Raw genomic sequence first — 20,565 nt, 5'->3', positions numbered from 1 at the left:
GAAAAGACTTTAATTTATATATATCTATAAATTAAGTTTTATTAGGAATTCTCCGAATTAGGTTAAAACCAGAAACTGTTATATTTTTAGTATAACATATAGTATAATGAATTTATGATATTAAGAAGCTAATAGAATTCAAAAGGACGCAGCAGAGTTTTAAAATTTCTATGAATAATCTAGGTTATAAGTAATTATTCAAAAGAACTTTAATAAAATATACAAGAATGTAATCTCCGAAAATCGCTTTTAGTGAATCCCGAAAAACTATATTATTATATAGAGAGATTTGTAGGAGTATGGCATAAAATTTATGGAGGATGGATATGAATAGTGAAAATCGTAGGGCTTTGTTTGCCTATTTAGCAGTATGCTTTTTTTGGGGATCGACCTATCTTGCTATTAGAATAGGTGTAAAGGATTTTCCACCCTTTATGTTTGCAGGAATCAGATTTATTATTGCTGGGGGATTGACAATTCTATATTCTAAGCTAAAAGGAAATCCCTTCCCTAATGATAAAAATGATGTGGCCAAAATATCAATCGTAGGACTTTTAATGCTTCTCGGGGGAAATGGACTAGTAGTTTACGCCGAACAGTGGGTTCACTCTGGTATTGCATCGCTTTTAGTAGCAACAGTACCTTTATTTATGGCGATAATAGAGATATTTGTTCTAAGATACAAAAAAATGGACTATAAAGGCTTTGTAGGCCTTGCCGTAGGATTTGCTGGAGTTGCATATTTAGCCTTAGGGGATAGTAGTGCAGCTATAATAGATTTTACAGGTACTCTATTACTACTATTGGCAAGTTTATCTTGGTCTATTGGTTCGGTATATTCAAAAACCTTCAAGGCAAGTGGAGCTATAATCTCTAATATAGGGATTCAAATGTTTGCTGGTGGGTTGGGGCTTTTCACAGTGGGCCTGTTGATGGGTGAGATATCGAGGGCTCAATTTACAAAGAACTCAGTGTTGGCAATGCTGTACCTTATAGTCTTTGGATCTATAATTGGGTATAGCTGTTATATATATGTTTTGGCTAAGTGGCCTGCATCAAAGGCTGGAACCTATGCCTATGTGAATCCAGTTGTTGCGGTGATATTAGGGGCTGTAGTACTGGATGAGCCATTTACTTTATCAGTAATAACGTCAATGCTAATAATAATTCTAGGTGTGTTCATGGTTCAAAGATCAAAGGTCGAGGATGTAAAAGAAGAAGTGAATGAAAAGGTGTAATAGTAATTTTGTGTGTTATAAGAATAGAGGTGAGATATCTTGAAGGGGATAAAATGCGAGCGGAGGATATACACTGATAAATTTAACACTCATTCCCACGAATTTTCTCAATTGATTTTGCCTCTGAGTGGAAATTTGCATATACAAACAGATTACAAGAAACTTCTACTAGATGATAAGCACTTGTTCTTTTTACCACCGAGCTGTATGCATACCTTTAAGGCGGATAAAAGCAACGAGTTTTTAGTACTAGATATACCGTGCTATATGACGCATAGAGATGATATGTCAAGAATGCAAGGTGGTAATAGAATTCTGTTTGATGATAGATGGAAGGCAATAAGAGTTTTGCTGTTGAATGAAGCTTCCAATGAAAAAAAATCTAATTCAATTAACCAGCTATTTTATTATTTTTACAGTCTTATTGCAGAAAATAATCTACCTGACTCAATTAAGTATATTAATGAACACTTTACTGAGGAGATAGAGTTAAAAACTTTAGCAGATATTGAACATTATAGTACGAGCTATTATAGCGAATGGTTTAAAAGAGCTATGAAGATTTCTGCCAAAGAATATATACAGCAGCTAAGGATAGAGGAAGCAAAAAAACTTCTCTCAAAGACAAACTTTACAATATTACAGGTTTCACAGATGGTAGGCTATAATCACAACTCATCATTGACAAGGGTGTTTAAGGAATTAGAGAAGATTACACCTGCTGAGTATAGGAGGAAAAAGAGGAAATCCGCTAAAAAATAGCTTGATTTTGGAAAATATTCTATATGAAAAGAAATATATAATAATACTTAAGAGGACTATATTTAGATATGGTTCTCTATTTGATTTATGTTTAAGTTTTTGAGGGGGAATGACATTGGAGCTTTTAAAAGACAACAAGAAATTCATTGCTTATTTCAATTTATCTCTTTGTATTTTACTATGGGCATCGATACCTGTCGTAACGAAAAAAGTACTGGTTGAGTTAGATAATTTGCAGATATTATTTCACTCTACTGTCCTTTCAACTCTAGTGCTGGGTGTTCTAGTAATATTTCAAAAGAAAGCCAAGGACCTGAAGCGATGCACCATAAAAGAATATATAACAATGCTCTTGCTGGGATTTCTAGGAAATTACCTTTATTATATTTTATTGTATGGTGCCCTTGAGAAAACCACTGCATCTGAAGGGTTTATACTTGCATATACCTGGCCTATGCTGGTATTGATATTATCATTTATCATACTAAAAGAAAAGGTTACTATAAAGAAACTCTTAGGGATTTTTATTAGTTTTTCAGGTATTGTAATAATAACTACTAAGGGAGATATATTAAACTTTAGTTTAACAAACTTATCAGGAAATATATTGGCACTCGGTGGTGCATTAGTTTTTGCTTTATTTTCAGTACTGGGAAAAAAGTATAATTTTGATAAAACCATAAGTGTATTCATTTATTTTACTTCAGCCTTAGTATTCTTAATACCAACGGTTTCTATATACTCAGAATTTGTATGGCCAAGTTTAAAGATATTACCTTGGATAATTTACAATGGTATATTTGTAAATGGTGTATCCTATATATTTTGGTTTAAAGCTCTAGAAAATGGAGAAACACATATAATTTCAAATCTGTTGTATTTAACCCCCTTTGTTTCATTAATATATATTTCTATATTTTTAAATGAAAGAATATTAATAAGTTCAATAATTGGCCTTGTTATTATTGTGTTTGGAGTGTTACTTCAATATTTTAAAAAATCCTAAAATACAGAGCATAGGATTTACTAAAAAAGTATTTTAAGCTCAGATTATTTTTGAATCATCTATTAATAATCTGGGTTTAGTTCTTTTTTGCACAATTTCAAAAACGAAGAGGATATCATTACAAAAAGTAGAATAAACTGGTGTGTGGTTAATTTATTATATGTAATCGTAGAGTACAAAATGAAATTTTAAGGGGTGGCTAGTGTGAAGGAAAGAATTATTCAGTTTATAGATAGTATCGAAGAAAAGATTATATCATATAGAAGGGATTTTCATAAATATCCAGAAATCGGTTGGACGGAATTTAGAACTGCATCAAAAATAGCTAGAAGGCTAATTGAGCTTGGATTTGAAGTAAAGCTTGGGAGAGAAGTACTAAAGGACGAAGATAGAATGGGATTACCTTCTGAAGAAGAATTAGGGTATCACTATGAGCGAGCATTAGAACAGGGGGCTGATGAGGAATTTATAGTTCCTTTAAAGAATGGTTTCACTGGAGTTATGGGAATTCTTGATCTAGGTGATGGACCTAGCATTGGTTTGAGGTTTGATATTGACGCACTTAAAGTCCTTGAAGACAGCAGCGATGAACACCTACCATATAAATTAAAATTCGCATCTGTTAATCAAAATGTCATGCACGCCTGTGGACATGATTGCCATGCCGCAATTGGATTAGGCGTTGCTGAGGTTTTATCAAGCTTTAAAGATGAGATAGATGGAATTGGGAGGATAAAGTTGATTTTTCAGCCTGCAGAAGAAGGTGTAAGGGGAGCTAAAGCAATGGTGGGAGCCGGTGTTTTAGACGATGTAGACTACATTATAGGCGGGCATATAGGTTTAAAACCGTCGAAAATTCTTGTATGTGGAACCAATGGATTTATGGCAACTACCAAATTTGATGTAAACTTCAAGGGCAAGGGCTCCCATGCAGGAGGAGCTCCTAATGAAGGTAATAACTCCATGCTTGCAGCATGTACTGCTGTGCTTAATTTGAATGCAATACCGAGACACATGGCTGGTGCTAGTAGAATAAATGTAGGGGTACTATCTTCAGGAACAGATAGAAATGTAATTCCAGAAGAAAGTTTCATGAAGGTGGAAACTAGAGGTGAGAGTACAGAAATTAATGATTATGTTAGGGATTATGCTTTAAGAATTATTGAAAACTCAGCCCAAATGCACAATACAAATTATGAAGTGAAATACATGGGAGCTGCTATGTGTGGAGATTGCAGTAAAGAATTAGTTGAGCGTATAAGTAAGATTGGCAATAGCTTAGGATGTTTTGATAATATAACTAATATTTCCGATGAAGCCGGTGGAAGTGAAGATTTTACCTTTATGCTAAACAAGGTTCAAGATACAGGCGGACAAGGGGCATATTTTATTATTGGAAGTGATACTAAGGGTGGACATCACAATGCAAAGTTTGATGTAAATGAGAAAGATGTAATAAATGCTGTAAAGATGTTTACAATGATAGCTCTGGATATTTTAGAAAAAAATTAAACCCTAAGCCAATTGTAAAATCCAGACAATTGGGATATAATTCATACTATGAGAAAATTATCATGTAAAAAATTCACTGTCAGTCAAAGTAGGAGGTCAAAATGAATTCTAAAGATTTTTCTGCAATGTCCTATACCGATGTATTGGATAAGGCCTTTAATATACACAAGAAAAATATAGGGACATCTGCCTTATATCTATTGATATTTTATGTAATAAGTCTCATAACCTCCTTTGTGCTTATCTTCATAGGAGTGATCTCCTTTAGCGTAGTATTCTTGAATATTATCGATGATATTCAAGGGGATTTTCTGGGTAATGATATAAGTGCAGGATCAATAACCACATTTACATCTATATTTATCATTATCCTTTTCCTGACATACTTTATTAGATTTATAAGGGAAGCAGGTATTATAGAAATAGCTTCTAAAGGACTTTTAAATAAGCGAGTTAGATTAGAGAAAGCCTTAGGTCAGGCATTTAAAAATATTCCTCGTATTTTAAGTATATTACTGGCATACTCCATAATCTTTATTCCTATAATATGTGTTTTTGCTTATTTAATATTTATGTCAGGCTTAATAGAACAAGTTGACCAGTTGAGCATTGGGATGATCATCTTAGGTTTAGGAGCTGCATGCATATATGGTTACTTCGCTACGATTTTTATGTTTTCTATTCCAGTAGCAGTGATAGAAAAGCTCTATTTTTTTAAAGCTCTAAAAAGGAGTAGAATTCTTGTAAAGGATTGCTTCTGGAAACTGTTAGGTATCAATATCCTGTTTTATATAACTGTTGCAGCCATTACGTATTCTACGTACTCAATCCTCGGGATTTTTGGTGGACTATTGTATATAATTATAAAAAGTTTCAGTAGTGATGAATCGACGTTAGCTGCTTTACTAATGATTGGAAATTTACTAAGAGTACCACTACAACTATTATTTTCTTTGTTTATATCACCGGTGACTGGGATATTTCTTACTGCTCTATATTATAATCAGAGATTTAAGAAGGAGGGTTATGATATGCAGCTAAAACTGGAGAGATTGAAAGAGAATGAGAAAATCATAAAGGAGAATAACAGTGAGAGACCTATTACATATATTGATGACTCCGAGGAAAGAAAAATTTGATGAGACCATAGAGGAAATTCTACAAAAATTAGAATATAGGCACCTTAGAGATTATGCAGATTTAATGGAGAGGCTTAAAGAAAAGATTGTTTCGTGGATAGAAACATTGCTTAGATCAATCCACTTTGATGAAAGGGGAATAGTTAGGTCTGCGCCATCTATTTCTAATGGAGTGATTATTATAGGGTGTATCCTTATTGCCTTAATTGTAGTATTAATAGTTTTATCTATAAAAAGAATGGTGAAGAAGGAAAAGAAGGTAATTAAAATCCTAGGGGAAATAATTGATGAGAAAACCACAAAAGAAAGCCTTAAGGATAGGGCTAAGAGGCTTAAGGATTTAGGAGAATATAGAGAGGCTCTTAGGTATGGATTTATAGCTCTTCTTCTTCAAATGAAGAATGCTAATCTCTTATATCTAGATGAAACTCAAACCAATAGTGAGTTAACTAGAGCCCTAAGAAAGAGTAATTTTAAAGGTATAGAATTATTCGAAAGTGTCACAGGGTTATTCAATAAAGTATGGTATGGGCATAAGGAAATAGATGAGGAGACATACGAATCCTGGGAAAATATGTTGCTAGTACTTGAAAATGGGGTGTATGCTATTGAAGATAAAAAATAGAAGAGATATAGTTATCTTTATTATATTAATCCCTATCGTTTTGTGGTTGAGTTTAAATTTTTCTACAAATAAAAATAATAAATCGATTCCCTATTCGATTTTAAATAAAGGCACCATAGGTGCAAGTGTAATATATGAAGCAATGAAGGAGCTGAATTATCCAGTACAGCTGACTTTAGATAGAATTGAGGATAATAATTATGATGAGATTCAAATTGTTATTACTACTATAAATAATGAAAAGCTCGATATAAATAGTGAAAATATCAAGAATTGGATAGCAAAAGGTGGGAAGTTGATTTTTTTAAGTAATGAATGGGAGGAGATAGAAGCGAGTTATGGAGAAGAAGTAGATGCATTCTATTCAGTTAATGATAAAAGAGCAGCGGTTTTTGATTATAAAGAGGGAAGCTTTTTAATAGGAGATAGAGATCTCATACTAAATAGGACTCTAGCGAAGAATACCGATGGTGCATATTGGATACTTGAAAAGATTGATAAATGGAGCTATAACATAATCGGATTCAATGAGTTCTATCAGTATTCAGGAGGAGAAAATAGATCTCTATGGGGTGACATACCAAAGGGAATTAAATTCATATTATACCAGATTGCTTTCTTGATTATAGCAATTATTTTTTATAAGGGTAGACGGTTTGGTAAGCCTATTCCATTTTATGAGGAGGTAGAAAGAACTGAAAATGAATATATTCTTTCGGTGGCATCCTTGTATAGACAAGCGGGAAGCTGGGAAGTTATTTTAGAAAGCTACTATGAAGGTTTCTTACAGGAATGTGAAAAAATATTTGGTGGAAGTAAAAACATTGAACAGAAGTGGATAGGATTTTGGGAAGAGAAGAACCTTCCTAGATTTAATAAAGCTAGGAAATTGTATGATTTTATAGAGAACGGAATAACAGGTGAAGTAAGCAAGAAAAGGAAGAGTAAAAAGTACTTAGAAATGATATCTATTACCCAGGACCTTAATAAAATACTAGTAAAAAGGAGAGAAAAACAGTGGGAAGCGTTGAAAAGGGATACACAAAAAATATAGTAGACAAGATTAATATAGAAGTAAAGAAGGTAGTTGTAGAACAAGATGAACTCTTAAAGTTTAGTTTGACTGCCCTTCTGTGTGGCGGTCATGTTTTACTTGAGGGTGTTCCAGGCCTTGCAAAAACCCTTATGGTTAGAGCATTATCCAGGACAATTGGAGTTGATTTCAAAAGGATACAGTTTACCCCGGATTTGATGCCTGCCGATGTTACTGGTATAAAGGTTTTCAATATGCAGACAAGGGAATTTGAACTAAAAAAAGGACCTGTATTTACCAATTTTCTTTTAGCCGATGAGATTAATCGTACTCCGCCAAAAACCCAAGCAGGACTACTTGAATCAATGGAGGAGCAAACCGTAACGATCGATGGTGAGGCTATGAAACTGCCAAACCCTTATATGGTTTTTGCTACACAAAACCCTATTGAGTATGAAGGAACTTACCCTCTACCAGAGGCTTTAATGGATAGATTTTTGATGAAGTTGATTGTAAACTACCCATCGGCCCTAGCTGAAAAACAAGTGCTGAAGAAGTACAATGAGGGATTTACAAGCATTGATTTAGACAGTGCGGGGGTCAATGAGGTATGTAATGGTGATGATATACTAAAATGTAGGGATGAGATAAAGAATACGGAAATAGATGAAGAACTAATGGAATATATCATTAGCATTATAACGGAGACTAGAAATCATCCTTTTATTGATATAGGAAGCAGCCCGAGGGGATCAATAACTCTACTCATGGCATCAAAGGCATATGCAGTTATTAATGGTAGAGATTATGTTATCCCTGAAGATATTAAGAGTGTTGCAATTCCTTCGTTGAGGCATAGAATTATTTTAAAGCCAGAGGTTCAAATAGAAGGTATGACCGAAGACCAAGTAATTGACAGTATACTATCTCAGGTTAAAGTACCGAGGTAAGAAACTAGGTGATTAAAGTGGTATTTACAAAACGATTTATATTTGTTTTAGGACTAGGAATTTTATTTGTAGGATTATCTTATTTTGTAGGACTTCATTTGACTGCATTTATTGTGTACAATTTAGTGTGTTTTACCGTATTGATATTAGATTATTATATTTCTCCATCGAGTGAAGAATTTGAAATTGAAAGAATTGGGGAAGATAAACTTTCAATTTATGAGAGGGAGAAAATAAAGCTGAAGGTCTATAATAAATCTGATAGAAGGATATATATGGAGCTAAAGGATGAAATACCTGATTTTCATTTTGAATCCCATGAGAAAATCATGAGAGACTATATCGATCCCCATGAAAAACAGGATTTTGAATATGAAGTTATACCTAAAAAAAGAGGAGTATTTAAATTTGGTAATATTCATATACGATATGAAAGTAACCTTAAGCTTTGTATGAAGCAGTTTAAAGTAGTCATGGATAGAGAATATAAGGTATACCCTAATCTTAAAGATTTAAAGAAATATCGTTTAGCAGTATATAATAGTAAATTTAGTAAGGTTGGCGAAAAGTCTATGAAGACCCCTGGAGGCGGAACCCAGTTTGAAAGTTTGAGAGATTACGTTCAAGGTGATGAATATAGAAAAATAAACTGGAAGGCAACTGCAAGAGAAAATAGACCCATTGTAAATCAATATGAACCTGAAAAAAATCAGCATGTATATGTACTTATTGATATAGGAAGACCCATGAGTTACTCTGTGAGAGGATACAAGAAGCTGGATCTTGCAATTAATACTGGCCTATTGCTATCGGATATAGTAAATCAAAATGGAGATAGATCAGGTCTTATGCTTTTCAACACAGAAGTAAATAATCTCATAATGCCTGGAAAGGGGAATCATCATAGAAACAGACTTATGGAGGCTCTATATCATGCTCAGCATACTAATGATACGTCAAATTACGAAGAAGCCTTTTACCATCTAAAAAGAAAGGAAAGGCGAAGAAGTTTGATGGTTCTATTTACTGACTTCGATACGATTGAAGAGGCTGAAGAAATGATAAAAGTACTTTCAGTATTATCAAAAAACAATATTGTAATGCTGGTATTGATGAAGGATGAAAAACTTGAAAATATAGCATCGGCGTCGGCTGAAAAGGAGAATGAAATATTTACTAAGGGAGTAGCCATTGAAACCCTTAGAGAACGTAAGAAAATCATTCATAAACTAAATTCAAAGGGGATCATGTGTATTGAATGTACACCGGAAAAGCTAGCCATGAACGTCATAAATAGATATTTACACGTAAAGAATAGGATGCTGTAGAGCTGCTAGTTGCCAAAGCGAGGAGTTATGACATTTCTTTTTCGTTCATTGAAATCACTCAAATGAAATATCATAACTCCCTAGATATTACAAAATACCAATGTATAATTTACTAGCACAAGAAGTTAATTTACATGCTAATAAAGTCAGTTGGTTATGTCTTTGACGTAAAAGAATGACTACAAAACTTGTAACTTGGAACATGTAACTTGCAACTCTAAAGGTACTTTAGTTACCTTTGCTAAAATTGGGAATCAAGAAATAAATCACAAGTCCCACTGCTGTTGCTACAGCAAACATTAGTTTACCGTTTGGTGAAATAGATAGTGGAGTGAAAAAGCCTTCAATAATTCCTGCTATAATAAGCATTAAAATAACACCGAAAACTAATGAAACAGCTTCCTTTGCACCTTTCATAATCGAGTGTCTTCTTGAATATTCCCTTGGAATTAGAATGCTGCGAGCTAGTATTAGTCCAGCACCGCCGGAAATAAAGATAGCAGTTAGCTCGATTATTCCATGGGGTAAAATCAAGGACCAATAGTGGATGGGATTTCCGAAAATATATACGAGACCCGTTAAGGCGCCTAATATGGCTCCATTGTAAAATAGAACGTATATTGTGCCAATGCCAAGGGTTATACCAAGTACAAAGGCTTTAAATGATACAGAAATATTATTAACCATTATAATACTAGACATTAGGGGATAATCCCAAGCCTCATTGCTATCCATATCCCAATCTATACTGTCAATCATACTTTGGGGTAAAAAATATGAGGCGTTTTCAGAATTTATTGTAACAAGGGCCAAACTTAAGATGAAACCAATCATAAAGATTAAGAACGCTGAAAGTATATATGAACGAAATAGTTTTATTTGTCTTGGAAACTCAATTTTAAAGTATTTAAATATGCCAGAAATGCTACCTTTTTTTACAGCATATATATGATTATGGGCTCGCCCAATTAGAGAATTTAAGTAGGGAACTACGTCACTTTCTCGAAAGTGGGTTCTAGAATAGGCAAGATGATGGCTTGTCATCCTAAAAAGATATAAAAATTTACGTAATTGATTTGGATCAAGGGTTGAAATTCCCTTTTTATCTAATATATCAGTAAGTCGTTTTAATTCTTCCCAAGAAGATGAATGTTTCTGTATAAACTGATTATCTTTCAAATTTAATCACCTCTCCTCAACCATTGTATCAAATAAATAATTAGAAATAAATGGGTAAATTCCAGAAAATGATTATAAGTGTGTCAGAGGGCTGTGGTTTGAATTGAAAGATAGGAATGGAGTGAAATCATGAATACAGTAAAGATTACAACCCCTGAAAATATAGAGGTAGAATATAGGTTAGCAGGATTAGGGTCTAGAGGAGCAGCTGCCGTAGTAGACTCCTTGATTCAAACGGCTGCCATACTAGTAATTGTAATAACCATTATCGCCCTGCAAATAAATCCTAAGGATTTATTTGATGAACATGGAGGATGGTTTGTAGGAGGAGTTATAATACTTGTGTGGCTAATAACCTATGGATATTTTATAATATTTGAGATGACCATGAATGGAATGACTCCAGGTAAAAAACTTTTAGGTATTAGAACTCTTCGAAATAATGGAGAACCAATAACAATAAAACACTCTATTATTAGAAATCTTTTTAGAATCATTGTTGATGCCTATGGTGTAGGTGTAGTACTAATCTTTTTTTCAAAGCAGCATAAAAGAGTTGGTGATTATGTTGGGTCAACAATGGTAGTGGTGGTAGAAAAAAAGGATATTCCTATAGTTTTAGGAATAAATGAAATCAGAGAACAGAACTATAAATACTCCATTACTAAAGAAGAACATAGATTGTTGAAAGAATACTATCAAAGAAAAAGTAGCCTTGATGAAAATATTATAGAACTAGAAAAAGAATTGGGAAAGTATTTTGCTGAAAAACTAGAAATCGAAAAAAATGAAGGTGAATATGATAGATTCTTAAAGGAACTATTAGAGCAAGGCGTTAGGTTATAAATAGTATTCTTTGACAAATATTTATTCAAGTCACTTAAAGTAATATTTTGTTAATATGCATAAAGTTATCACGTTTAAATCATTTTTGGGCTAAAAAAGTCATATGCTAAGCTTCGTATGTGGCATGATTACGATAAAAATCATATATTTATAAGAAAATAAAAAAAGTTGTTGTTAAAACAATATCAACTGTTGAAATTTTCAGAAAAATGTTATATTATAAAAATAACATTTAAGATGATATTTATTCGAAATTGAAAATTGCCAAATGATGGTAGCGTGAGATATCTTTTATTGAAGAAGCCGAAGAAGCAATATGAAAGGTGGCCAGCCTTTTATAGAAACTTTCAGGCAAAAGGAGCGCTACTTGATGGAACTCTGGAGAGTCCGGGATTCGGCGCCGAAGGGGAAATACATTATTGACTGAAATAATGTAGACGCTCTCAGGTCAGAAGACAGAGAATATGATGGCATGATTATTTTACATGTCCTTATATTCTTTTTTTATTGCATAGAATGAAGAAGATGAGGCGTAGAAGGCGGTGATATATACCCCCCGAGTCTATGGGGAGAATATTTCTTTGAATATAGCATATAACTTTTAATATGAAATGATATTATTTATTACTTTAACCTATAATACTAAGGATGATTTAATTAATAATCGGACACGAATTTATGACTATATTCTGAAGCATTAACAAAGATCTGAGATTGAAAATTTGGAGGGAGGAATTCTAATATGAATGAATTAAGAAAAACATCTCTGTTTAAATCCCATGAAAAGCATGGAGGAAAAATTGTTAACTTTTCAGGATGGGCACTTCCCGTACAGTATGAGGGTTTGACGGCTGAACATGAAGCAGTTAGAAACTTTGCAGGATTATTTGACGTATCCCATATGGGTGAAGTTGAGGTTAAAGGAAAAGAAGCCTTTGATTTTGTTCAAAACTTGGTTACTAATGATGTATCGGTACTTGAAGATAATCAGGTTATCTATACCTTTATGTGTTACCCCCATGGCGGAGTTGTAGATGATCTTCTAGTTTACAAATTTACAAGCAATCACTTTTTCCTTGTAATTAATGCAAGCAACATAGAAAAAGATTTTAAATGGATGAAGGAAAATGTGGGAACCTATGAGGTGGAACTTGCTAACATATCCGATGATGTATCTGAAATGGCTATTCAAGGTCCAAATGCGCAGAAAATATTGCAGGAACTGACAGACACTGAGCTTTCGGAAATAGGTTTTTTCTATTGTAAGAGGGATGTAAAAGTAGCCGGTGCCAATTGTCTAGTATCTAGAACTGGGTACACAGGTGAAGATGGATTCGAAATATATCTTGCTCATGATGATGCTGAATTGGTATGGGATAAACTAACGGAGGCAGGGAAAGAATATGGATTGAAGCCTGCAGGACTGGGAGCAAGAGATACCTTAAGATTTGAGGCTACACTGCCCCTTTATGGCAATGAACTATCTGAGGATATAACGCCGTTAGAAGCTGGACTTGGATTCTTCGTAAAACTTGATAAGGAAAACTTCATTGGAAAAGAAGCCTTGGTAAAGCAAAAAGAAGAGGGTCTTAAGAGGAAAATTGTTGGTTTCGAAATGATAGATAAAGGGATACCAAGACACGGATACGATGTAATGGCAGATGGAAAGAAGATAGGTTTTGTAACCACTGGTTATGCTGCGCCAACTGTAAATAAAAATATAGGTTTAGCCATGGTTGATATTGAATATGCTAAGCTTGAAACTCCAATAGAGATTCAAGTCAGAAAGAGAGTCTTGAAGGCTAAGGTGGTAAGTAAGAGATTCTATACTAAAAAGTATAAGAAATAGAGAGAAAGAAAAAAATTTTGAGGAGGAATTTATTATGAAAATAGTTGAAGGACTTTATTATTCAAAGGATCATGAGTGGGTTAAGGTTGAAGGCGATAAGGCTACTATTGGAATTACAGACTATGCACAGCATGCCCTTGGAGAAATCGTTTATGTTGAAATGCCAGATGTTGATGACGAAATAGATGCTGGCGATGTTTTTGGGGTTATTGAGTCTGTAAAGGCTGCCTCTGATTCATTCTTACCTATTTCAGGAAAGATCGCAGAAGTAAATGAAGAATTAGAGGATTCACCAGAACTCTTAAACGAGAAGCCGTATGAAAGCTGGATTTTAGCGGTAGAAATGTCAGATAAATCTGAGCTAGATAATCTAATGAGTGATAAGGAATACGAAGAGTTTTGTAAAAGTGAAAGTCATTAATTAAATTTGTAGTAAGGAGGGAGCTTATGCATAGATATATTCCCAATACTGAAGCCGATAAGAGGCAGATGCTAGAAACTATTGGAGTTAACTCTGTAGAAGATTTGTTTGAAGATATACCTAAGGAACTTAGACTAGGCAGAGAACTCAATCTAGGAGAATCTTTATCAGAAACAGAACTTAAAAATCATATGAAGGAGCTTACTAATAAAAACCAAAGCACTTCGGATTTAGTTTGCTTTTTAGGAGCAGGAGCCTATGATCACTATATACCGTCGATAGTAAAACACTTAGCTATGAGATCAGAATTCTATACGGCATATACACCGTATCAACCTGAAATAAGTCAAGGAACTCTTCAAGTAATATTTGAGTATCAAACTATGATCAGTAATCTTACTGGTATGGATGTATCGAATGCTTCGATGTATGATGGCCCAACGGCTGCTGTTGAGGCAGCGATGATGGCCTGCGCAAATACAAGACGTAAATCTATAATTGTTTCAAAGACAGTCCATCCAGAGGTTAGAAGGGTTCTTCATACCTATATGAAATTTAGAGAGTTTGAAGTTATTGAAGTGGATATGGCCGATGGTGTTACAGACGTAGAAAAATTAAAGTCCATGGTCAATAAAGAAACAGCTGGAGTTATCATCCAAAATCCAAACTTCTTTGGAATCATAGAAGACTTAACGGATGTAGAAAAAATAGTTCATGAAAATAAATCGATGTTTATAAATTATGTAGATCCAATTTCCTTAGGTGTATTGAAAAATCCAGGAGAGTTAGGAGCGGATATTGTAATCGGTGACGCTCAATCCTTTGGAAATGCGCTTAATCTGGGAGGTCCATATTTAGGTTTTATGGCAACAACGAAAAAACTAGCAAGAAAAATGCCAGGAAGAATAGTAGGTCAATCTGTTGATGTTGATGACAAAAGAGCATTTGTATTAACTCTACAAGCGAGAGAACAACATATTAGAAGATATAAAGCAACTTCAAATATTTGTTCAAATCAAGGGCTAAATGCTCTGATGGCGACTATTTATTTGACAACTATGGGTAAAGAGGGTTTAAAGGAAGTAGCTATTAACTCTGCACATAAAGCTAACTACGCATTTAAAGCCCTTACGAAGATAGGCAAATTTAAACCATTATTCAACAAGCCATTCTTTAAAGAATTTGCAATAACTAGTGACTTTGATAGTCGAATGGTTAATAAAGCACTACTAAAGAGCGGAATTATTGGAGGCTATGAACTGGGCAGGGATTACTCTGAATTTAAAAATGGATTACTGTTCTGTGTTACCGAGAAGAGAACTAAAGGCGAGATAGATAAGCTTGCCAGTGTTATGGAGGTGATATAGTGAGGACATACGACCAATTAATATTTGAAATTTCTAAAGAAGGAAGAAGAGCATATTCTCTCCCTGAATGTGAATTGTGTAAGGGTGAGATAGATGAAATTATTCCTAGTGAATTTTTGAGTGAAAAGGATGTTGAGCTTCCAGAGGTAAGTGAAGTAGATGTAATAAGACATTTTACAAATCTGTCAACTAAAAATTATGGAGTGGATACGGGTTTCTATCCATTAGGATCTTGTACAATGAAGTACAATCCAAAGATAAATGAGGATATGGCGGCGTTAGAAGGATTAACCGCTTTACATCCTTATCAGCCCAACGAGACAATACAAGGTTCTCTTGAGCTTATGTATAGATTAGATGTTATGCTAGCAGAAATCTCCGGAATGGACAGAGTTACTCTTCAGCCGGCAGCTGGAGCCCATGGAGAACTTACAGGTCTTATGATAATCAAGGCATACCATGAAAGTAGAGGAGACTCTAAAAGAAATAAGATTATAGTTCCCGACTCTGCTCATGGTACAAATCCAGCAACTGCTGCTGTTGCAGGCTTTGAAATAGTTGAAGTAAAGTCAGATGAAAAGGGCGCAGTTGATATAGATAGTTTAAAGGCTGTTTTAAATGATGAGATTGCAGGATTGATGTTAACTAATCCAAGTACCCTTGGACTTTTTGAAACAAATATAAAAGTGATTGCAGATCTTGTTCATGAGGCTGGTGGACTTCTATACTACGATGGAGCTAATATGAATGCAATCATGGGAGTTACAAGACCTGGAGACATGGGATTTGACGTAATGCACTACAATTTACACAAGACCTTTTCTACACCACATGGTGGGGGTGGACCTGGTAGTGGACCAGTAGGAGTAAAAGAACATCTAGTTAAGTTTCTTCCTGTGCCTGTAGTTGAAAAGAATGATGGTAAGTTTATATTAGACTATGATAAACCCGACTCTATCGGTAAGGTTAAAGGATTTTATGGACATTATGGCGTGATGATCAGAGCCTATTCATACATTCTTTCCATGGGTGCATCAGGACTTAAGGAAGTTAGCGAAACGGCGGTTCTTAATGCTAACTATATGATGAATAAGCTTAAAGAACATTACTATTTACCTATAGATCAGGTTTGTAAACATGAATTTGTTTTAGGTGGACTTAGCAGCGCGAACTTAGAAGTTACTACATTAGATATAGCTAAAAGATTACTTGACTATGGCTATCATCCACCAACAATATACTTCCCATTAATAGTTAGTGAAGCTATTATGGTTGAACCTACAGAGACTGAGAGTCTTGAGACTATTGATGGTTTTATTGACACTATGGTAAAAATAGCCGAGGAGGCGAAGGATGACCCTAGCTTACTAAAAAATGCGCCTCATAATACACCAGTCAGAAGAATAGATGAAGCTAGAGCAGCAAGAAAGCTAATTCTAAAATGGACTGAATAGATGCTAACTGGAGATTTAATTTAATATTAACAATCGGCAAAGGGTGGATGATTTGAAAATAATTGATGGGAAAAAGGTCTCAAAAAAAATTCGAGAAGAGCTCCAAGTTACAATCAATGAGCTAAAGGAAGAAAAAGGTGTAGTCCCTGGCTTGGCAGTTATTATAGTGGGAAACAATCCTGCTTCTAGAGCGTATGTAAGGATGAAAGATAAGGCTTGTAAGGCATTAGGTATGCATTCTGAGCTGCATAGTCTAGAAGAGGATGTCTCGGAAGAAGAATTATTATCACTAATAGATCGTCTAAATAATGACAGAGGCATACACGGAATACTTGTGCAGCTTCCTTTACCAAATCATATTGATGAGATGAAGGTATTAAAAAGAATAAGCCATGAAAAGGATGTAGATGGTTTTCATCCTATAAATGTTGGGAAATTAGTGGTAGGTGAAGATACTTTTATTCCCTGCACACCCCATGGAATAATCAAACTGCTAGAATATGAAGGTGTTGATATAGAAGGAAAAAAAGCAGTAGTAATTGGTCGCAGTAATATTGTTGGAAAGCCTATTTCGATGTTATTGTTACAGAAGAATGCCACTGTTACAATATGTCATTCGAGAACTAAAGACTTAAAAGAGGTAACAAAAGAAGCTGACATTTTAGTTGCAGCTATCGGAAGACCTAAATTTGTTACATCAGATATGGTCAAATCTGGAGCAGTCGTGATTGATGTTGGAATAAATAGAGTAGATGACAAGATAGTTGGTGACGTGGATTTCGAGGATGTTAAGAATGTTGTCGACTCTATAACTCCTGTTCCAGGTGGAGTTGGCCCAATGACCATAACTATGCTCATTTACAATACTGTTTTATCGGCAGGTAGAAGGTTAGGAGGAGAATAGATGAAAACGGATGTTCAAATAGCTCAAGAGGCTAAGATGTTACCCATAGTAGAGATAGCAAAGAATTTAAATATAGGTGAAGACGAGTTGGAGCTTTATGGAAAGTATAAAGCGAAAATATCCTTAGATGTATATAAAAGACTTGAAGATAAAGAGGATGGAAAGCTTATACTAGTTACTGCTATTAACCCAACACCTGCTGGAGAAGGAAAGACGACTACGAATGTAGGTCTTAGTATGGGATTAAATAAAATTGGGAAGAAAGCCATAACCACACTAAGAGAACCTTCCCTTGGACCTTGCTTTGGAGTAAAGGGAGGAGCAGCAGGTGGAGGATATGCACAGGTAGTGCCTATGGATGATATAAACCTACATTTTACAGGTGATATCCATGCCATAACTACAGCAAATAACCTTTTAGCGGCACTGCTTGACAATCATATGCATCAAGGGAATAAATTAAACATAGATCAAAGAAGAATCACGTGGAGAAGAGCTCTAGATATGAACGATAGAGCCCTTAGAAGCATTGTAATAGGCATCGGGGCAAGGGGTAATGGAATTCCAAGACAGGATGGATTTGATATATCAGTTGCTTCTGAAATAATGGCAATACTGTGCCTTGCAACCAGTATGGAAGACCTAAAGGAAAGATTATCAAGAATGATAGTAGGATATACCTATGATAATGAGCCTGTAACTGCAGGAGAGCTTGACGCAACAGGAGCTTTGGCTTTACTCCTTAAGGATGCTATAAAGCCAAATCTTGTTCAAACATTAGAAAATACACCAGCGATAATCCATGGTGGGCCATTTGCTAACATTGCCCATGGATGTAATTCGGTAATGGCAACAAAAACAGCTCTAAAGATAGCTGATTATGTAGTGACAGAGGCTGGGTTCGGTGCAGATCTTGGAGCAGAAAAATTCTTTAATATCAAGTGTAGATATGCTGGTCTTAAGCCGAGCGCCGTTGTTATAGTTGCAACTGTAAGAGCCCTTAAAAATCATGGTGGTGTGCCTAAGGCTGAGCTTTCAAAGGTTGATATGGAAGCATTAGAAAAAGGCTTTGGAAATCTAGAAAAGCAAATAGAAAACGTTAAGAAATTTGGTGTTCCAGCTGTAGTAGCCCTCAATGAATTCCCTACTGATACAGAAGAAGAACTGAAATTTGTTCAATATAAATGTATGGAATTAGGTGTAAATGTAGTGCTATCTCAGGTATGGGCAAACGGTGGAGAAGGTGGAGAGAAGCTTGCTAAAAAGGTTGTTGAATTGGTTGAAAGCGGCAATGCAGACTTCAATACTCTATATGACCTAGATAAACCGATAAAAGAAAAGATAGAAATAATAGCTAAAGAAATATATGGAGCTGATGGAGTAGAATTCAGCAGCAAAGCTTCAAAAGAAATAGAAAAGTACGAGAGGATCGGACTAGGCAAACTGCCAATCTGTATGGCTAAAACTCAATACTCACTGTCAGATAATCCTAAGCTACTAGGAAGGCCAAGTGGTTTCAAGATAACAGTTAGCTCAGTAAGAGCATCGGCTGGAGCAGGCTTCTTAGTTGCACTTACTGGTGACGTTATGACTATGCCAGGTCTTCCAAAGGTGCCGGCAGCAAATAAGATGGATATTTTAGATGATGGAGAAATTGTAGGGTTATTCTAGATGTACTAAACAATCATTTTGGAGGTGAGAGAATGCTATTTGCACATGATGGAAATGTAGAACAGGCTTTTAAAAATAGCATTATGAATTCGGTAAAGGAAAGAGAAGCTAATATATGTGACACCTGAGACGCCGTTAAGGTTATGTCACTTCCGTGGGGAGTGAAGGAAGATGTGGAGCCTGAAAAGGCTGATGAAGTAAAGACATATATAGATAGCGTAGCAGATACTAAGATAACCTTGGATTCAGGCAAAACAGCAGTAATACTTAAGGTTGGTTTGAAGGAAAGAAAGGGTCAATATAAGTTGATATATAGATATCAATTAGATTAAATTTCCAGAGACGGTTCTTGATTATAAATGGAACTGTCTTAGAAAAACATATCTTAAGTTTAGCACCTAGAGTGTTTCAGAATGAATGGAGTTCAAGGTTTTGGGATTCAATCGGTTTTACTAGTATAGGCCTGCTGGCAAAACGATGACATTTCTAATAACTCAGAAATTCAGCATTTTGAAACACTTCTATTTATGTATAGAGATTCGATATAAGTTATAGCAATTTATAAAAAGGGGATGTATTAGATGAAATTAAATGTATTGTTCTTAGGAAGATGTGAATATGAAAAAGCACTAGAGATTCAGTACGATATTTTGAAAAAAAGACAAGATGGAAATATTGAAGATACATTAATTTTAGTTGAACATCCACCTGTTATAACAATGGGAAGACGTGCAGAAAAGGCTCATATTGTTGGTTCAGAAAAACTGTTAGAGCAAAATGGGATCAAGATATTTGACACAAATAGAGGTGGAGATGTAACCTATCATGGACCGGGCCAGATTGTCGGATATCCGATATTTGATCTTAGAAAATACAATATGGGTATTAGAAAGTTTGTAGAGAATCTTGAAGAGATTTTTATTAGTCTCTTAAAAGATAGATACCATATTGATGCAGGGAGAAATGAAGAGCATACGGGAGTATGGATAGGAAATAGCAAAATTACTGCAATAGGTCTAGCCGTTAAGCGAGGGGTTACTATGCATGGTTTTGCCTTTAATGTTAATACAAACTTAGACCATTTTAGATTTATAGTTCCCTGTGGCATAAGCGATAAAGGTGTTACTTCAATAGAGAACCAAGTTGGAAAAACAGTAGACTTTGAGGAAGAGAAAAAGTATGTATTAGAATACTTTTGTAGAGTTTTTAACTACGGTGGTTATGAAGAATTGGATGCTGAGAAATATTTAATATAGTTCATAGCAAAGGAGGGATTTTATG

Annotated in this window: 19 protein-coding genes and 1 riboswitch; of the genes, 18 read left to right on the top strand and 1 reads right to left on the bottom strand. The window is 34.8% G+C overall.

Translation table 11 applies throughout. The annotated features are described in order from the left end of the window. Positions 1 to 326 precede the first annotated feature (326 nt). The 9 genes from R9X47_RS08545 (at position 327) to R9X47_RS08505 (ending at position 9,593) form a co-directional block, all read left to right on the top strand. The gene (locus R9X47_RS08545) at positions 327 to 1,238 is read left to right on the top strand and encodes an EamA family transporter (RefSeq protein ID WP_432666381.1); all 912 of its coding nucleotides are present in this window, start codon (positions 327 to 329) and stop codon (positions 1,236 to 1,238) included. 39 nt (positions 1,239 to 1,277) lie between these two features. After that, entirely contained in the window at positions 1,278 to 2,000 is a 723-nt protein-coding gene (locus R9X47_RS08540; protein WP_432666380.1) for an AraC family transcriptional regulator, read from the top strand. 115 nt (positions 2,001 to 2,115) lie between these two features. Further along, positions 2,116 to 3,006 (top strand): DMT family transporter, encoded by an 891-nt coding sequence (locus R9X47_RS08535; RefSeq protein WP_432666379.1) that lies wholly within the window; start codon positions 2,116 to 2,118, stop codon positions 3,004 to 3,006. A 204-nt stretch (positions 3,007 to 3,210) separates the two neighbouring features. Continuing rightward, on the top strand, positions 3,211 to 4,518 hold the full coding sequence (locus R9X47_RS08530; protein ID WP_432666378.1) for an amidohydrolase: 1,308 nt from the start codon (positions 3,211 to 3,213) through the stop codon (positions 4,516 to 4,518). A gap of 101 nt (positions 4,519 to 4,619) precedes the next feature. Continuing rightward, positions 4,620 to 5,657 carry a glycerophosphoryl diester phosphodiesterase membrane domain-containing protein gene (locus R9X47_RS08525; RefSeq protein WP_432666377.1) on the top strand — a complete coding sequence of 346 codons (1,038 nt, stop codon included), beginning with the start codon at positions 4,620 to 4,622 and terminating at the stop codon, positions 5,655 to 5,657. Further along, positions 5,608 to 6,282 (top strand): DUF4129 domain-containing protein, encoded by a 675-nt coding sequence (locus R9X47_RS08520; protein WP_432666376.1) that lies wholly within the window; start codon positions 5,608 to 5,610, stop codon positions 6,280 to 6,282. The genes R9X47_RS08525 and R9X47_RS08520 overlap by 50 nt, the downstream gene beginning before the upstream one ends. Further along, positions 6,266 to 7,336: a hypothetical protein gene (locus R9X47_RS08515; RefSeq protein WP_432666375.1), complete on the top strand. Its 1,071-nt coding sequence runs from the start codon at positions 6,266 to 6,268 to the stop codon at positions 7,334 to 7,336. The genes R9X47_RS08520 and R9X47_RS08515 overlap by 17 nt, the downstream gene beginning before the upstream one ends. Continuing rightward, complete coding sequence (locus tag R9X47_RS08510) at positions 7,300 to 8,265, top strand: AAA family ATPase (RefSeq protein WP_432666374.1); 966 nt, start codon at positions 7,300 to 7,302, stop codon at positions 8,263 to 8,265. Before R9X47_RS08515 ends, R9X47_RS08510 begins: the two co-directional genes overlap by 37 nt. A gap of 17 nt (positions 8,266 to 8,282) precedes the next feature. After that, positions 8,283 to 9,593: a DUF58 domain-containing protein gene (locus tag R9X47_RS08505; RefSeq protein WP_432666373.1), complete on the top strand. Its 1,311-nt coding sequence runs from the start codon at positions 8,283 to 8,285 to the stop codon at positions 9,591 to 9,593. A gap of 228 nt (positions 9,594 to 9,821) precedes the next feature. Here R9X47_RS08505 and R9X47_RS08500 read toward each other — a convergent pair whose 3' ends face one another. After that, complete coding sequence (locus tag R9X47_RS08500) at positions 9,822 to 10,772, bottom strand: stage II sporulation protein M (RefSeq protein ID WP_432666372.1); 951 nt, start codon at positions 10,770 to 10,772, stop codon at positions 9,822 to 9,824. A gap of 129 nt (positions 10,773 to 10,901) precedes the next feature. Here R9X47_RS08500 and R9X47_RS08495 point away from each other — a divergent pair, with 129 nt between their 5' ends. The 9 genes from R9X47_RS08495 (at position 10,902) to lipB (ending at position 20,540) form a co-directional block, all read left to right on the top strand. Next, entirely contained in the window at positions 10,902 to 11,618 is a 717-nt protein-coding gene (locus R9X47_RS08495; RefSeq protein WP_432666371.1) for an RDD family protein, read from the top strand. 268 nt (positions 11,619 to 11,886) lie between these two features. Then, positions 11,887 to 11,991: riboswitch (glycine riboswitch) on the top strand. A 369-nt stretch (positions 11,992 to 12,360) separates the two neighbouring features. Next, positions 12,361 to 13,467: a glycine cleavage system aminomethyltransferase GcvT gene (gene gcvT / locus R9X47_RS08490; RefSeq protein ID WP_432666370.1), complete on the top strand. Its 1,107-nt coding sequence runs from the start codon at positions 12,361 to 12,363 to the stop codon at positions 13,465 to 13,467. Positions 13,468 to 13,501: 34 nt separating this feature from the next. Further along, on the top strand, positions 13,502 to 13,888 hold the full coding sequence (gene gcvH / locus R9X47_RS08485; protein ID WP_432666368.1) for a glycine cleavage system protein GcvH: 387 nt from the start codon (positions 13,502 to 13,504) through the stop codon (positions 13,886 to 13,888). Positions 13,889 to 13,914: 26 nt separating this feature from the next. Beyond that, complete coding sequence (gcvPA, locus tag R9X47_RS08480) at positions 13,915 to 15,255, top strand: aminomethyl-transferring glycine dehydrogenase subunit GcvPA (protein WP_432666367.1); 1,341 nt, start codon at positions 13,915 to 13,917, stop codon at positions 15,253 to 15,255. Beyond that, positions 15,255 to 16,709, top strand: a complete 1,455-nt coding sequence (gene gcvPB / locus R9X47_RS08475; protein WP_432666366.1) for an aminomethyl-transferring glycine dehydrogenase subunit GcvPB — start codon at positions 15,255 to 15,257, stop codon at positions 16,707 to 16,709. Before gcvPA ends, gcvPB begins: the two co-directional genes overlap by 1 nt. 43 nt (positions 16,710 to 16,752) lie before the next feature. Next, positions 16,753 to 17,613 carry a bifunctional methylenetetrahydrofolate dehydrogenase/methenyltetrahydrofolate cyclohydrolase FolD gene (gene folD / locus R9X47_RS08470; RefSeq protein WP_432666365.1) on the top strand — a complete coding sequence of 287 codons (861 nt, stop codon included), beginning with the start codon at positions 16,753 to 16,755 and terminating at the stop codon, positions 17,611 to 17,613. Then, a complete protein-coding gene (locus R9X47_RS08465; protein WP_432666363.1) occupies positions 17,614 to 19,284 on the top strand; it encodes a formate--tetrahydrofolate ligase in 1,671 nt (556 codons plus the stop codon). Positions 19,285 to 19,457: 173 nt separating this feature from the next. After that, positions 19,458 to 19,616 (top strand): hypothetical protein, encoded by a 159-nt coding sequence (locus tag R9X47_RS08460; protein ID WP_432666362.1) that lies wholly within the window; start codon positions 19,458 to 19,460, stop codon positions 19,614 to 19,616. Positions 19,617 to 19,865: 249 nt separating this feature from the next. Beyond that, positions 19,866 to 20,540, top strand: coding sequence for a lipoyl(octanoyl) transferase LipB (gene lipB / locus R9X47_RS08455; protein ID WP_432666361.1), 675 nt, complete (start codon positions 19,866 to 19,868; stop codon positions 20,538 to 20,540). Positions 20,541 to 20,565: the final 25 nt, after the last annotated feature.

It is taken from the genome of Wukongibacter baidiensis (genome assembly GCF_050888315.1).
Lineage (GTDB): Bacteria > Bacillota > Clostridia > Peptostreptococcales > Caminicellaceae > Wukongibacter > Wukongibacter baidiensis.
The sequence above is the reverse complement of the archived record's forward strand: the minus strand, read 5'-3'. Positions and strand labels throughout refer to the sequence as shown.

What these genes read in the sequence shown, in the direction of transcription:
- R9X47_RS08545 (WP_432666381.1), top strand. Translation starts at nt 327, where the DNA reads ATGAATAGTGAAAATCGTAGGGCTTTGTTTGCCTATTTAGCAGTATGC.
- R9X47_RS08525 (WP_432666377.1), top strand. Translation starts at nt 4,620, where the DNA reads ATGAATTCTAAAGATTTTTCTGCAATGTCCTATACCGATGTATTGGAT.
- R9X47_RS08495 (WP_432666371.1), top strand. Translation starts at nt 10,902, where the DNA reads ATGAATACAGTAAAGATTACAACCCCTGAAAATATAGAGGTAGAATAT.
- gcvT (WP_432666370.1), top strand. Translation starts at nt 12,361, where the DNA reads ATGAATGAATTAAGAAAAACATCTCTGTTTAAATCCCATGAAAAGCAT.
- gcvH (WP_432666368.1), top strand. Translation starts at nt 13,502, where the DNA reads ATGAAAATAGTTGAAGGACTTTATTATTCAAAGGATCATGAGTGGGTT.
- gcvPA (WP_432666367.1), top strand. Translation starts at nt 13,915, where the DNA reads ATGCATAGATATATTCCCAATACTGAAGCCGATAAGAGGCAGATGCTA.
- R9X47_RS08465 (WP_432666363.1), top strand. Translation starts at nt 17,614, where the DNA reads ATGAAAACGGATGTTCAAATAGCTCAAGAGGCTAAGATGTTACCCATA.
- lipB (WP_432666361.1), top strand. Translation starts at nt 19,866, where the DNA reads ATGAAATTAAATGTATTGTTCTTAGGAAGATGTGAATATGAAAAAGCA.